Below are 15,707 nucleotides of genomic sequence, written 5' to 3'. Positions count from 1 at the left end.
TGCAAACATGGAAAAGGCGACAAGATTGTTTGATTGCATGACTGCTCAGGCTAAAGAGCCTAAGGCGGATTTTTTGAATGCAAAGGAGAGTGGTTCATGGAGATCTTACAGCACCGAAGAAGTGCATACGATGATTAACCAGCTAACGGCGGTTTTGCTGGATCTGGGAGTTTCGGGTGGTGACGGCACTACCGAAGGTCGTGATAAAATAGGGCTGATAAGCAACGGCCGGCCCGAATGGATAATAACCGATCTGGCAGTGCAGCAAACGGGTGCCATATTAGTGCCGCTTTACCCTAATACCGGTACTAAGGAAATTGAACAGATCCTGAACGAAGCTGAGGTTAAATATGTATTTGTAAGCAGTAAAGATTTATGCGATAAGGTTAAAGAGGTAGATTTAAATATCCCCTCACTAAAAGCCATTTTTACTTTCGATAGCATTGAGGGTTGTAATCATTGGGTAACATTGCTTAAGCCCTTAAAAGATGGCGCTCTGCAAAAAATACAGCAAATAACCGATCAGATCATCGAGGATGATGTGGCAACTATCATTTATACATCGGGTACCACCGGCCGGCCTAAAGGGGTAATGCTTACGCATAAAAATATCATGACCAATGCAATGGCATCCGGCGATATTCTTACCCGCATCCCGCTGAAAGAAAAACGTGTTTTGAGCTTTTTACCGCTCAACCACATTTTTGAAAAGATGTGTACATACGTTTATCTCTACTACGGTTTTTCTATTTACTATGCAGAAAGCATGGATACCATAGGCGCAAATATGAAAGAGGTAAAACCTTCCCTTTTTACCGCTGTGCCCCGCTTGCTCGAAAAGGTGTTTGAGAAAATTATGGTGCAGGGCCAAAAGCTGACCGGTATTAAAAGGAAGATCTTTTTCTGGTCGGTAAGAGTGGCCGAAGCGTATGAAATTCATAATACCAGCCTGTGGTATAAGATCAAACTGGCCATAGCTGATAAATTGGTTTACAGTAAATGGCGCGATGCCATTGGCGGAAATATAAATGCCATAGTGGTTGGCAGTTCAGCCTGCCCCATTAAGCTCGAGAAAATTTTTACTGCCGCCAATATTGTTATCATGGAAGGTTACGGGCTTACCGAAACCTCGCCGGTAATTGCTGTTAACTGCTATCAGAAAAGTGACAGAAAATTTGGCACCGTAGGCCGCTTGCTGAGTGGTGTGCAGGTGAAGATAGCGCCTGATGGCGAGATCCTTTGTAAAGGCCCCAATGTTATGTTGGGGTATTATAAAAATCCTGAACTTACTGCAGATGTATTGGAAGACGGATGGTTCCACACCGGCGATATAGGTGAGCTGGATAAAGATTCATTCCTGAAAATAACTGACCGTAAAAAAGAGATCTTTAAAACCTCGGGCGGTAAATATGTAGCCCCGTTACCCATCGAAAATAAAATGAAGGAAAACTATTTTATTGAGCAGATGATGATTGTTGGATCAGAAAGGAAATTTGTTGCAGCATTGATCGTACCGTCTTACACGCACTTAAACCCCTGGTGTAAGGAAAATGGCATCACTTTTTCATCCAAAAATGAATTGGTTAAAGATGCAAGGGTGATCAAACTGTATCAATCAATTATCGATAACTATAATCCCGAATTTAACCATGTTGAACAGGTGAAGAAGATATCCTTACTTCCCAACGAATGGTCGATAGACAGCGGAGAACTTACACCAACCGGGAAAATGAAACGGAAGGTGATCACCGAAAAATACAAAGCCGAAATAGATAAAATGTATCCCTGCGAAGTGAGCGAGGATCCCACTCTTGTAAACTGATTAACTGGATGAATACATTTCAAACAATAATACAGGGTAGGCTGGTTACAATTTTGCTAAACCGGGGCCGGTCAAATGCCATTAATCATGAAATGGTTAAAGAGCTTGATGCCTGTATAAAAACACTGGAGAGTGATGACAACGTGGGCGGTGTTATTTTAACCGGAAAGGAAGGCTTTTTCTCATCAGGGATTGATCTGATTGAGGCTTATGATTACAACGAAGAGCAAAGTCGCCAATTCTGGATAGACTTTTTAGCCCTGCAAAATACGTTAGCAACTTTCAGGAAGCCAATAGTGGCCGCCATAAGCGGGCACAGTCCTGCCGGGGGCTGTGTATTAGCTATTTGCTGCGATTACCGGATAATGGCAGAGGGTGCATTTATCATAGGGTTAAATGAGGTACCGGTTGGAATTATCGTTCCTGATAGTGTTTTTAATTTATATGCCTTTTGGCTTGGTCAGCGTAAGGCTTATCAATATTTGATGGAGGGTAAGCTGCTCCAGGTAAATGAAGCTTTGGAAGCCGGGCTTATCGACGCAGTTGTTTCACCGGATAAGTTAATGAACGCGGCAACAGAGAAGGTAACGGCTTATATGAAACTGAACCCTGTTACCTGGACTGAAAGCAAATTAAATTTACGAAAGGAGTTGACAGGTAAATTAGAGGCCGACCAAACCGAGACACTAAATAAAATGCTGAAGCAATGGTGGGCGACTGAAACCCGGCAAGGCTTGCAGATGATGATCCAGAATTTAAAATCAAAAAATACAGCTGTTAAATAATTGACGATGACCGATCCTACAACTTTAAATGATTCAGCAAACCATAATCCTGCAAAAAACAGCGGAATGTTAAGGGACGATGCCCTGAAAGGTAAAACCATTATTGTAACCGGGGGAGGAACAGGTTTGGGCAAGGCAATGGGGACTTACTTTTTGCATTTAGGCGCTAACCTGGTAATCACAAGCCGTAAATTAGAAGTACTGCAGCAAACAGCTTCTGAAATGAAGGCAGAAACCGGTGGTAAGGTACTGCCAATAGCCTGCGATGTGCGGAAATATGATGAAGTTGAAAAGATGCTGCAACAAGCCGTTGAAGAGTTTGGACAGGTTGACGCACTGTTGAATAATGCAGCAGGTAATTTCATTTCGCCCACTGAGCGTTTATCAGCAAATGCATTTTCAGCCATCATTGATATCGTTTTAAAAGGTTCGGCCAATTGTTCGCTGGCCTTGGGTAAATATTGGATTAGGGAGAAAATGCCCGGTACTATATTGAATATTATTACCACTTATGCCTTTACAGGTTCGGCTTATGTTGTGCCCTCGGCTTGCGCTAAGGGTGGTGTACTGGCCATGACAAGGTCTTTAGCAGTTGAATGGGGCAGGCATGGTATCCGAGCCAACGCCATTGCGCCGGGGCCGTTTCCTACCAAAGGGGCCTGGGAAAGATTATTGCCCGGAGATATGGCCCAGAAGTTCGATTTTAAAAACAGGGTTCCGCTTAAACGGGTAGGGGAACACCAGGAGCTGGCAAACCTGGCCGCCTTTTTAATATCTGATTTTTCAGGATATATCAACGGAGAAGTAATTACTATCGATGGCGGGGAGTGGCTGCAGGGGGCCGGTCAGTTTAGCGGCCTTGAAGCTATACCGGACGAAATGTGGGATAATATTGAAAAAGCTACGCGGTCGGCATAGGAGTGAACTTGATGTTCGTCTTAATTATCGCGACGGAGTTTGCTCCACAATTATCGCAGAAGTATTAAAAATAAAAAGCCCCGATACAGGCATGTATCAGGGCTTTTGTACTCAGAACGGGAATCGAGCTTCTCTTGTAAGTTCTTAAATTATAGTATGTTATAAGCTTTTAAAAGATCATTCAACGATTTGTACAAGAGTGTATTTGGCCATAAATCGTTGTACTTCAAATATACGAAACTTCTGTTTTCAAAAAAAACGAAAGCGATTTTATTAAAAATCTAATGATGGATATACAATATTAGTTTTAATATTTAGGTAAAAAGTTAATGATTGGTATCACTACCTATTTTCTGCTTTAATTCGATATTTAAAGGGTTTTCATCTTCCGCTCACCGATTTACTCACCACTTTTATATTTTAAAGATTAGCTGCAAATGCTATGTTCAAATTTACTAAAATCAATCTGTGATATCAAATTAATATATGAAGCAGACTTTTCTAACTAAACAGGTAGTCGAAACGTCCGTCAAAGTGGCTAATTATTTTTTTATAGTCAAATGTAAATATTTTGCAGAGCAGAGCTAACTTTATCTAAACACTTATTATATGATGATAAAATATCCAATGAGTTGATTGAGACTCAATTTGAATGCAAGTACAAGTGATTCCTCACGCCAAAGGGTGCTTCTGTAGTAAATCTAACCTTGAAAAGTTTGAGTCTACACAAGGCGAAAGACATAAATATCAATATTTAGAAAAGCTAAAGATGGTTGCAGAGAGGATTTTGCTGAAATACGATAAGGCGAATTCTGGTAGCAAAAGTTAATAAGTTCCGACTGAAGTGCTTCGTTAAGACCACAAGTATTTAACCATATTAATATGCACGATGCTTAATTCTCAATCACTAAATAAATTTAATATTCAGATATTTTGATGGATAAAAAATATTCTATTACTTTGAAGCAGAAATAAACTTAGCTTATCACATGCAAAATACTTCGTTAACATCGGTAAAGTTGGGGTCGTATCCACAACTACTAAACTCTAATATGGTTGGTTTTTATTAGTCGCATTTGAGCGGAAAACCGGAATCATATCATTTCGACCAAGGAGATATTATCCAACTTTAAATTTACGTTTACAGCCCAGCATCATTAGTAGATATAACTATCAGAAGCAATCCTATAAGGCGTTATTAACAAAACAAGAATTTGCTTCAAAATAAATTCCTGTCCCTATTCACATTTTTTATGAAGAAAATTATATTTTTTTCCATACTTCTTTATTCAATCAAAATATCTGCGCAAACCCTGCCAACAGGAGTATCTATTCATACACCGGAATTAACCGCTTTCAACAGGAATTTGGAAACACCGGTATCGTTATACTCAGGTGTACCTGATATAAATATCCCACTTTATACTATTGCCATGAATGGTGTTTCTGTTCCCATCAGCTTAAATTATCATGCTGGGGGAATCCGTGTTGACCAGGAGGCTACCTGGGTAGGATTGGGATGGTCTTTGAGCTACGGAGGACAAATTTCAAGGGTTGTCCGAGGGCTTCCCGACGAAAGATCATTTATGGTATCAACTTCAATAAATGATTTTTTTACGTCAAATAATACGAGTCAGAATAGGGCGGAATCGCTGAATTCGGCCAAGAATGGTGGAAATGACTATATGCCCGATATTTTTTATTATTCAGCCTTATCCTATTCGGGGAAGTTTTTGTTTAATCAGCAGAACCGCAAATTTGTTTTATTTCCCAAGGAAGACATCAGCGTAAAGAATTTTGAAAGCAGTCCCAACAACCTCGGCGTTGTCAATCGGTTTTATTCATGGAATATGAAGCTGCCGGATGGGACATCTATCGATTTTGGCAGGGATGGAACTACAACGGAACTTATGCCTGGTAATTATAGCAGTTACGCCACAGGAGCTTGGCTTATTAAAACGATTAAGAATGTTTTTAACGATAGTATCACTTATAATTATCAACAAAAGCAATACTATGCTAATAAATTTAAAGATCAAAGTGTAGTTTATAATATCAACCAGTTGACCAGCGACGTTAACGGGGCATATGCTTTTCAACCGGATAATAGTAATGATCCGACGGCACGACTAACACAATACGGTTATTATGATTCGCAGTTATCAAGCATCAATTTTCCTGGTGGAACGATCAATTTTACCACAGGGACCCGGGATGACCTTCCTGCCGGAAGCATGGGGCCACTTACGGCAATTCAGGTTATTGATAATCAAGGAAAAGTGGTTAAAAACATCCGTTTGAGCTACGATTATTTTTATGGCGATGCAAATGATATTCTTGTACAGCAATGGGGCGCCACGGGCGCTGCGCAGATGATTCCCGATGCACAGCGTTACAAGCGGTTGAAACTTACCAGTGTTGCCGTTCTTGACAGCGATGGCTCGGTAGTTCAAAACTATAAGTTTGACTATTACACTGCTTCAACAATGCCCTCTAAACTAAGTACTTCGCAAGATCATTATGGTTTTTACAATGGCATCGCAAACGATGGTGCATATTATGGCTTAATACCGAAATTCATTCCGACATTCCCCCAGACCTTCAAAGGCGGGGACAGAAGAATAAATCCAAATGTCAGCAACGCATTCACGCTTAAAAGTATAACTTATCCCGAAGGTGGAAAAACAGAATTAGTGTATGAAAACAATACTGCTAAAGCTGCCGGTCTTCCAAAAGGACTATTAAATTACTATCAGGATGACAATATTGTAAACAAAAGCATTGAGATCAATTTGAATGGCAACACCCGTTTACAATCTAATCTAAATACGGATTCGATCAGCCCGACGGGAACGAGATACTATTATAAGTATTTTACTATAAAGAATGCAGGTTTCTTGTTTGATGGTTACGGTTGGAATTGTTCGACCAATTTTGGGGCAGCCGCGAATGAACAGCAGCTAACTGCGGCAAACGATAATGCGATATGCGCACTGGAAACATTTAACGGGACGCAATGGGTAACAATTCAACAATACAACTCACATCCCTCTGATGGTGTTTTTACACTGTCAAATAATGATTTCCTCAAGCTGGGCAGTGGCGTGAACCTCGGCCCGAATTACAGACTAAAAGTAATGTTGACTTATACAGGAACTTTTCAGGCAGCTCAACTAAACCAGCCCTACACGCTCAATTTCAAGATTAACTATCGTGAAATTGATACAACAAAAATGATGATTAATGTAGGGGGCTTACGTGTAAAAGACATCAACAGTTACTTAGCCGACGGTACTCTCGCTACCGTGAAGCATTACGATTATGTTGATCCGACTCAAGCAACCATACCAAACCTCACATCCGGAAGAACAGTGTCATTACCAAACTATCGCCAGATCAGATATCAAAGATATGGAGGTGTTAAAGGGACTTCCGGAAGTCAAACCAGCACCATAACTAATAAGTACTCCATTTTATTAGGATCACAATCATCGCAGCCCCTGGAAACAACACTTGGCTCATATGCCGGTTATGAATATGTAACCGAATCGCTGGTGGATATAAACAATTCACAGAACAACTTAAAAACTATATCACATTTCTCCTTTGGAGACCCCTCATTTAGCCAATATTATGCATTTCTTTACCAAGGTATCTACGAAGCAACAGACTGGACCCGGGGAAAGCTGCTATCCAGGCAGATTTACAAAGGTTCGAACGTGCTAAAATCTGAAAATTACACATACTACGAAAAGTCGCCGCATCTTGGCGATTTTGGTGTAGAAGATGCGGTTGATGAAGTAAATACAAACCTGGTCAGTTCCCAATATTTGCAATATCCCAGAAACACTGCCGTGACAAACAATATTGCACCGGATTTTGTGGATTATAACAGTGATTATATTTCGAACGGCTTATTTCCATGGGATAGTAATAATCTTCAGCCGCCGTGCGATCTTGTATGGTACTACGGTGTAGATGATTATACCTCTCCTAATTACAATTATATGGGGCCTCCATACCGACAGCCCTGTGGAAGTCACCCATATACTCAGGTTCCCCATTTTTATCATTATACGGGATTTGATAAATTAAAAAGCCTAACAACTACCTTGTATGATGGCGGAACAGGTGTGACAGAAACCGAAAACTACTTGTATGAAAAAACACCGAACCTCTATCAAAAAACGACGACCCAACGTTTCAATAGTTCGAATGATATTTTACTGACAACTTACAAATATCCGGTCGATTCAAGTTCTGCCAATGCATATAACCATATGCTTCTGCGGCACATTCTTAGCCCTGTTATAGAGCAATCAGAGTTTAAAAATTCGTCATTCTTAGAATTAAAGGGATCAAACTACCAGCAATGGGCAGATACTGCAGTAGTTCTGCCAGTAAGGCAAATGGTCAAAGTGGGCAGCGGAACTGCCTACGCAGCAACGGTATTTGATGCTTATGATAGTAAAGGGAATTTCCTCACTCTTTCAAGGTCGAACGGGGTTAAACTAAGCTATCATTGGGGGTATAATAATTTGTATCCAATAGCGGAGATAAAGAACGCCACCAGCGCAGAGTTTTACTACGAAGGTTTCGAGGAGAGCATGGTAACGAACGTAATTATCGGTACCGGGCACACTGGCAGGCGATTTTATAACGGTAGTTATACGGTAAACTGGACAAGGCCAAACAGCAGGAACTATGTGATCAGCTACTGGTATTACAGCAACGGTCTATGGCTGCTCAAGGATGCTGTTCCTTATTCGGGCAGTTCATATGCACTCACAGGAGGCAGTGCTTATGACGATATCAGAATTTACCCGGCCGACGCTCAGATGAATTCTTATACTTATGATCCGCTGATCGGGATGACCAGTGTAACAGATGCGAAAAACCTGACTTCCTATTATGAGTATGATGGATTGCTGCGCTTGAAAAACATCAAAGACAAGGATGGTAATATCGTTAAACATTTCGACTACCATTATCAGGGACAATAATTCAATAAAATATATATGAAAAAACTGACTTTAATCACAATTTTTTTTGTTTTTACTGCGAATTCCCTTTTTGCGCAATGGGCTAGCAATGGCGCGAATATTTATAATAGCAATACCGGCAGTATCGGAATTGGGACGAGCAATCCTCAGGCGCTGGTAGATATTGGGAAAATATTGAATTCGGGCGATTTGTCCATAATTATGGCCCGTTTGGCAGAAGGAGGCGGTGGGACTTTTCTCGGGGTTAGGGGCTACAATACACAGCTTAGCGGCACGATCACCAATACGATAGATGTCAAAAGTTTTGCTATAGAGCATAGCTTTTACGCACAAGTCAACAGCTCCATTAATTTTTTTAGGGGCGGGAGCACAACGGGAGGAAGTATCGGCTTCAATACCAATAATAATACCGAAGCGATGCGTATCCTATATAATGGGAATGTGGGTATAGGCATATCGCATCCTCAGAATAGACTCGATGTTAACGGCACTATTCATTCCAAATCTGTATTGATAGACCTCAATGGCTGGGGTGATTATGTGTTTAAAAAAGATTACCGACTGCCGTTATTATCGGAGGTCAAAACCTATATCGATCAAAACCAACATTTACCTGAGATCCCCTCTGAGAAGGAAATGGTAAAGAATGGGCTTGATGTCAGCGAGATGAACAAATTGTTGATGAAAAAAGTAGAAGAACTTACCTTGTATGCTATAGAGAACGAACGGAAGGACAAGGAAAAAGACAAGCTGCTGGCCTCATTGCAGCAACAGATCAACGATCTGAAGGGTAAGCAAATTCATCGCCCGCGGAAAAAATAACCAAACCTTTATTGCATCAACTTATGCTGATAGATAGCCAGACTTATCGCTGCCGTACAATAATTTTACGGATGTTTTTATCATTGTTTCTTTTAGTTTCCACCATTCTCTCAAACGCGCAAACGCTGGTAACGTCCCCAATGACCGGAACGCCGGCAGCTGGCTCCTATTACAGTTACAGCAGCATTACCTTAAGCCCAACCTTCAGCTTTACGGCAGCCTCTGGCAGCTCCCTGAACCTGTATATAGCTAATCCCGATTGCCAATCGCTGAACTCGTCATTCAATGCAAATCAGAACTATATCCTGACATCAGTTCCACGAATAAGCGGCTTCAAAAACACAGGTAACGGGGCAAACACCGGAGATTTTGCGGGCCGGGGTACCTGTGAGCTGATGCAAACGGTGCAGTATTTTGACGGGCTGGGAAGGCCGCTACAAACGGTGCAGGTAAAAGGCTCTCCTTCAGCGAGGGATGTTGTTCAGCCTTTTGCTTATGATGGCTATGGACGTGAAGCGCAGAAATACCTGCCCTATTCGGCTACTACAGCTGACGGAAGTTATAAGACTGATGGGGTAACAACGGGACCGACTAATTTCTATTATCCAGGTGGTACCGCTGCATCCGGAAGCCAGCAAACCAATGGTGTAGTTTATAATCCGGCTCCTTGGTCATTAACGAATTTCGAGCCTTCGCCGTTGAACCGGGTAACAGAACAAGGTGCGCCAGGTGTGGACTGGCAGCCATCAGCCGGGCATACGGCTAAGCTGGAATATACAACGAACAATCTTAATGATTTTAGCGGAACCGATACCGCGTTGAGCAGAAAGGTGATCTTTTATAAGGCAGATATCAACGGAGACCAAAGCCGCAGTCTGACCTATGGGAATACAGCAGGTAATTATTATCAGGCAGGGCAACTGTATATAACGGTCAACAAGGATGAGAACTGGAAAAGCGGCCGGGGCGGTACTACCGAGGAATACAAAGATAAGACCGGCCATGTGGTGCTGAAACGGAAGTTCCTGTTCAGTGGCGGAGCATTACAGCAATTATCCACTTATTATGTATATGATGATCTTGGGAACCTTGCCTTTGTGCTGCCGCCGAAGAGCGGTGCCGACGCGGGTATTACCAGCGCGGGTAATTTAAGCAGCCTGAACAACCTGTGCTATCAGTACCAGTATGACGACCGTAACCGGCTCGTACAGAAAAGACTGCCGGGAAAGGATTGGGAATATACCGTATATAACAAACTTGACCAGGTTGTAGCTACCCAGGATGGCAACCAGCGCTTGACGAATCAATGGACTTTTATGAAGTACGATGCGCTTGGACGTGTGTTGTGGACGGGGACCTGGAACAACGGTGGTACGACGATAACCCGTAGCGGGGTTCAGGCGGTGGTGACCGGCTTTAGCGGTGCATTATGGGAGAGCCGGCCATCGGGTGGTTACCCAACAAATACAGCCTGGCCGATAACCGGTTTTCAGGGCACCTTGACAGTGAATTACTATGATGATTATACCTTTGGAGATTTCACTTCCCTGCCTGTAGCTTATGACTACCGGGCATCGGCAAGCGCCAGGACGAACGGATTGCTGACCTGCACCAAGACATGGGTGACAGGTAGCGCTGCGGTATTGTATAAGGTGTTTTATTATGATGACCTTGGACGTTCGCTTCGCACCTATACGGAACATTATTTGGGCGGCACCACCGCTGTTGCAAATTTTAATAATTACGACGTGATCGAGAATAAGTATGACTTCGACAATAACGTGACTAAAACAACGCGACAGCATTTCACCCTTGCTAACACAACAATTCCATCAGTAACTGTGAGAGATACGTTTCTATATGACCACATGAACCGTAAAATACAAACACAGGAATCGATCTGGAATGGAAGCAACACTTCGCCTGCTTATGTGATATTGAGCAAGCTGGACTACAACGAGATCGGTCAGTTAAAGAGCAAGGGGTTGCACAGCGAAAACGGCGGAAACTCCTTCCTCCAGACGATAAGTTATCGGTATAATGAGCGGGGCTGGCTGCAGTCCTCCGAGGCAGGGTTATTCAGTGAAAACCTGTATTATAATAAGCCTACAGACAACACGTTCAGCAATCAGTATAACGGTAATATCTCGGAAATGACCTACACGAAATCACTTAATCCGAATGTGGTGTTCAAATATGGTTATGATCAGTTGAACAGATTATTGAGCGGGGCCTCGACAGGAGGAAGTACTATGGGGGAGCAACTGAGCTATGACCAGATGGGCAATATACTAACACTTGCACGTACGGGTCTTAGCCCTGCGACACTGACATACAGTTACTATAATAGCAATGCCAGCAACCAACTGCAAACGGTAACCAACGGGGGGGCTGCATTCCGAAGCTATACGTATGATCCAAACGGGAACGCAACGAGCGATGGTGGGAGTAAAACGATTGCCTACAACTTGCTCAACCTTCCGCAAACAGTAATGCAGGGCGGCACAACGCTGGCCAGCTATGTTTATGACTATACAGGACAGAAACTGAGCAATGCGGGAAGCAATGACAGATGGGATTATATTAACGGTATCATCTACAACGGGACCTCCACTGCGACAGAGACGATAGCTTTCATCCAAACGGAGGAAGGGCGTGCGGTACCGAATGGCAGTTCATGGAATTATAACTATAACCTAACAGACCACCTGGGTGACGTACGCTTGTCGTTTGATAAAGATCCCTCTTCAAGTACAGCGAGAAGGATCCAGGAGGATGAATACTACTGCTTCGGTTTGCGAACACCTGGAGGATATAACTATTCCAATGGTAACCGTTATCTTTACAATGGCAAAGAGATACAGACAGATCTGACAGATCAATACGATTATGGCGCAAGATTCTATGACCCCGTAATAGGCAGATTTACAAGCAATGACCCGTTAGCAGAGAAAATGACGAGACATTCTCCGTATAATTATGCTTTCGATGCTCCTGTCCGGTTCACCGATCCTGATGGAATGGGCCCATTGGATATAATATTTCGTGGAGTTGATAAAAAAGAACTTCGAATTAAAACTGCAGGAGAAGATAAGGTATTTAATGTACCAATTGCGCTTAAGTCAAATCGTTCGATTGATATAGGGTTAGGAAAAGTTGATCCTGGACGATTTGCTTTTGGTTATACCATTTCCGGAGATGTTGGAGCGTCCGCTGCGATTGGCATACATGGAGGAGGTGATGTTTCAGTGGTGAATTTTACCGATAAAAAATATAGTGGATATAATTATGTGTATGCTGGTGGACATGAAACAATTTCAGGAGGAGTTCAAGCGGATATTTCTGCTAGTGCTAGTATAAGTGTTTTCTTAGCATATAATAATGATAAACAGCCTATTAATCCTAGTAGCTGGTCTGGAATGTTTATGTCCAGAGGCGCATCTGCAGATATAAAAGGGATAGTTGGGGGCGGCATCAGTATCAGCGAATTTTCCGGAGGTAAGTTTGATCTCGGTGATAAGACTTGGCATGGTATTTCGATTGGTTTGAGCGTAGGAGTGGGGGCTGCCGTGAATATAGGCTCGGCAAACGTTTCACTGTCCAATAGTATACTTTTAAATGATATTATACCAACAAATCAGCGTGGCCTTTTGGATAGAATAAGTAATCTTGCTGCCCCTATACCATCTTCGGTAGCTACAGCGACATATAATAAATTATTAAAATGATGAGGTACATTAGATATATATTCCTTTTAGTTTTATTTATCGGAATAGTTTTGTTTTTACACAAAGATGATGATAAACTTAACAAGGAAGAAGAGAAAAAACTACATAATGGTGTCGAATTTAGCGGTGAGGTCGTAAGTATTCGAACTTCAAATAATCATTCTTTTGGAATTATTTTCCTGAAACTAAAAAAAGCGAATTTATCTAATTTTTCCAAGGCCAACCCGACAGAGGAATATCCTTACAGAATTTCCGGAGTCGATGCTGAATTGTATACTTCTATTCCAGATGGCATTAGTCCCGGCGACATTGTATCTGTTAATTCAAATAAAGCTACGGTTACTTATTATTATAAAAAACAAAAAGAACGGCACGAAGGTTTTTTAAGCATTATTGCAGACCCCTATAATATCAAATTTATTGGTGAAAATAAAAAATAATAATGTTCCAGGCTGTTTTTAGCATAACATTTCGATTGGTTGCGAGATTCATGAATTGGTAATCTGAATGCTGGAGAGCGCTGACGTGTTGCAAAGAAATATCGAAGTTGGATATCTTAATACCTGGTTTTGGCAGTATTGATTTGCTTCAAGGTATTACTGTAAACTATTTTCGTTGGAGTGCAGATAATTTTCTTGATAATATATATACGCGAAAATAAAAATAATGATCGGCGGATTCAACATACTGCTGATCGTGAAGGTTTCGTATTGATTTATTGAATATATTGTATCCCTAGAGGCTTTTGTTAAGTAGGCTCTCAAATTCAAATAAACTGATTTCCGACTTTTATAGGCTTGAACTCATATTCCGTTGATGCCTGGCTTTCTACGTTAAGCATGAAAGTTCTGTTCGCTTTCGCGATACTATTTTCGTAAAACATTGAATATAATTGCTATAACCGTCATCGATCCTAATACGAGAGATATTGCAATGTTATTAGCCTTTATAAATGCAAATACTCAATAAAGTCATTAATTTTAGGTTAAAATCCAACCTATGCGAGAACAATACTTCAAACATCGAGAACCGTTCGATTTTAGTAATGACTCTAATGATATAGGCCGCCCATTATTTTGGAACAAAAAAGTTGAAGACAATCATTTTCTCAACGTCCTTTATCGAAAGAGTGAACAAGAATTTGATGAACTGTATAAATATCACCTGCAATTTTTCCTTTCCATGTACAATGATGCAACCGAGCAGGAGTTCTTTAGATATGTATGGGAAGTCATACAGGATGCAATTGCTCAATTAAGACATAAAGACAGATATACCTCCAGTCATGCAGGCAACTTCCGGAATAAATTTCACCTTAACCGTTTTGCAGAATATCTTCAAAGTATCGATGAGTGGAACCTTGGCCGTACCCAGGCTGAGATCATTGCAGAAAAGGAAGGCCAGATCAAAATACTTAAAGAACAGCTGCAACGCCTGATGGATGAGCGCAGGGAGGCTGAGAAATTGGATACCGACTACCCCATCAATATTGCCAGCGGTCATTTCCTCACGGTAGTTGACCTTTTTAAGAAGATCGAGGCACTAAAAATAGGCGATAAGGAATTGGTATTTTCGCAGATGCCCATCACCTGGGCCAAACTGATTTGCCGATACTTTCAGGAAGACGGTGAACCGATAAAATTAGACCGTGTACGGCGCTACTACCCGCGTGACGCAAGCAATCCGAGTGGCAGGTCATCCGCTATCCCCTCCGAAAACCAGTATTTTAATATCTCTCCGGCAAAACGCAGAGCAGTTTAATATCGGATTTTAGGTTTGTTTTTCTTTTGCAGGCAAACGTTAACAATTAACTCGAAACTATTCATTGCGCTCTTTTTCAGCACCATGCTTTGGCTGCCATTACCATAGCTTGGCTTGTGGTAATGAAAAATAGCGCTTTGCCCACACCTTTGCTTCGTACCCGGTATGGGCGGTACAAGTATTAAATAATGATTTAACGAAGGAGGCGATTATGCAAGCAAGTGAACTGATCACTAAAGGGGATCTGAATGAATTTAAAAGTGAACTGTTAACAGAAATCAAAAGGCTGGTTCAACTGGACGGCCAGGGGCAGTCTAAAAAGTGGCTTAAAAGTAACGAAGTAAGAAAGCTGCTCAAAATATCGCCAGGCACCTTACAGAACCTGCGCATCAACGGTACATTGAGTTTTATCCGTATCGGCAGCATCATTTATTACAAGCTCGAAGATATCAACAAGCTACTGGAAGGGGGTATGCAATGAATACTCATAAAATTGCGGTAAGTGAACTTGCCGGTTACAGTAAATTGCTCAAACGAATGAGCATGGACGATCGACTAAACACGACCCATATCGGCCTGTTCAGTGCTGTATTCGTCCAATGGCAGCGCGGTGGTTTCAAAAACCCGTTTTCTGGTACCAGAAAGACGCTAATGGCTTTTAGCCGAATAGCGTCGATTGCAATGTATCACAAGTGTATCAAAGAACTCGATGAATATGGTTACATCCGCTATGAGCCATCCTATCACCCCAAACTCGGCAGCCAAGTTTACTGGCCTGCCGGTTGGGAAGTGTAACCCGATATTTTATATCGGCATAGCTGTATACTGGGCTATACGGATAACCGCATATCGGAATAACTGGTTATTC

General features: G+C 41.8%; 10 protein-coding genes. All 10 read left to right on the top strand.

Annotation, left to right across the window (positions count from 1 at the left end; all coding sequences use genetic code 11):
- Window positions 1-7: 7 nt before the first annotated feature.
- The 10 genes from EAH55_RS19085 (at window position 8) to EAH55_RS19040 (ending at window position 15,634) form a co-directional block, all read left to right on the top strand.
- Window positions 8-1,822, top strand: a complete 1,815-nt coding sequence (locus tag EAH55_RS19085; protein ID WP_121811057.1) for an AMP-dependent synthetase/ligase — start codon at window positions 8-10, stop codon at window positions 1,820-1,822.
- Between the two features lie 8 nt (window positions 1,823-1,830).
- A complete protein-coding gene (locus EAH55_RS19080) occupies window positions 1,831-2,607 on the top strand; it encodes an enoyl-CoA hydratase/isomerase family protein (RefSeq protein ID WP_121811056.1) in 777 nt (258 codons plus the stop codon).
- A gap of 66 nt (window positions 2,608-2,673) precedes the next feature.
- Window positions 2,674-3,525, top strand: coding sequence for an SDR family oxidoreductase (locus EAH55_RS19075; protein ID WP_121811717.1), 852 nt, complete (start codon window positions 2,674-2,676; stop codon window positions 3,523-3,525).
- Window positions 3,526-4,778: 1,253 nt separating this feature from the next.
- The gene (locus EAH55_RS19070; protein ID WP_121811055.1) at window positions 4,779-8,528 is read left to right on the top strand and encodes an RHS repeat domain-containing protein; all 3,750 of its coding nucleotides are present in this window, start codon (window positions 4,779-4,781) and stop codon (window positions 8,526-8,528) included.
- 15 nt (window positions 8,529-8,543) lie between these two features.
- Window positions 8,544-9,350 (top strand): hypothetical protein, encoded by an 807-nt coding sequence (locus tag EAH55_RS19065; protein ID WP_121811054.1) that lies wholly within the window; start codon window positions 8,544-8,546, stop codon window positions 9,348-9,350.
- A gap of 23 nt (window positions 9,351-9,373) precedes the next feature.
- A complete protein-coding gene (locus EAH55_RS19060; RefSeq protein ID WP_121811053.1) occupies window positions 9,374-13,078 on the top strand; it encodes a DUF6443 domain-containing protein in 3,705 nt (1,234 codons plus the stop codon).
- A complete protein-coding gene (locus tag EAH55_RS19055) occupies window positions 13,075-13,518 on the top strand; it encodes a hypothetical protein (RefSeq protein WP_121811052.1) in 444 nt (147 codons plus the stop codon). The genes EAH55_RS19060 and EAH55_RS19055 overlap by 4 nt, the downstream gene beginning before the upstream one ends.
- A gap of 559 nt (window positions 13,519-14,077) precedes the next feature.
- A complete protein-coding gene (locus EAH55_RS19050) occupies window positions 14,078-14,839 on the top strand; it encodes a hypothetical protein (protein WP_162996958.1) in 762 nt (253 codons plus the stop codon).
- Between the two features lie 211 nt (window positions 14,840-15,050).
- Window positions 15,051-15,320, top strand: coding sequence for a helix-turn-helix domain-containing protein (locus tag EAH55_RS19045; protein WP_121811050.1), 270 nt, complete (start codon window positions 15,051-15,053; stop codon window positions 15,318-15,320).
- Window positions 15,317-15,634: a hypothetical protein gene (locus tag EAH55_RS19040; protein WP_121811049.1), complete on the top strand. Its 318-nt coding sequence runs from the start codon at window positions 15,317-15,319 to the stop codon at window positions 15,632-15,634. Before EAH55_RS19045 ends, EAH55_RS19040 begins: the two co-directional genes overlap by 4 nt.
- Window positions 15,635-15,707: the final 73 nt, after the last annotated feature.

The sequence above is a fragment of the Mucilaginibacter kameinonensis genome, from assembly GCF_003675385.1.
GTDB lineage: Bacteria > Bacteroidota > Bacteroidia > Sphingobacteriales > Sphingobacteriaceae > Mucilaginibacter > Mucilaginibacter kameinonensis.
Note: the sequence above shows the minus strand (reverse complement) of the source record. Positions and strands in the feature narration are given on the sequence as shown.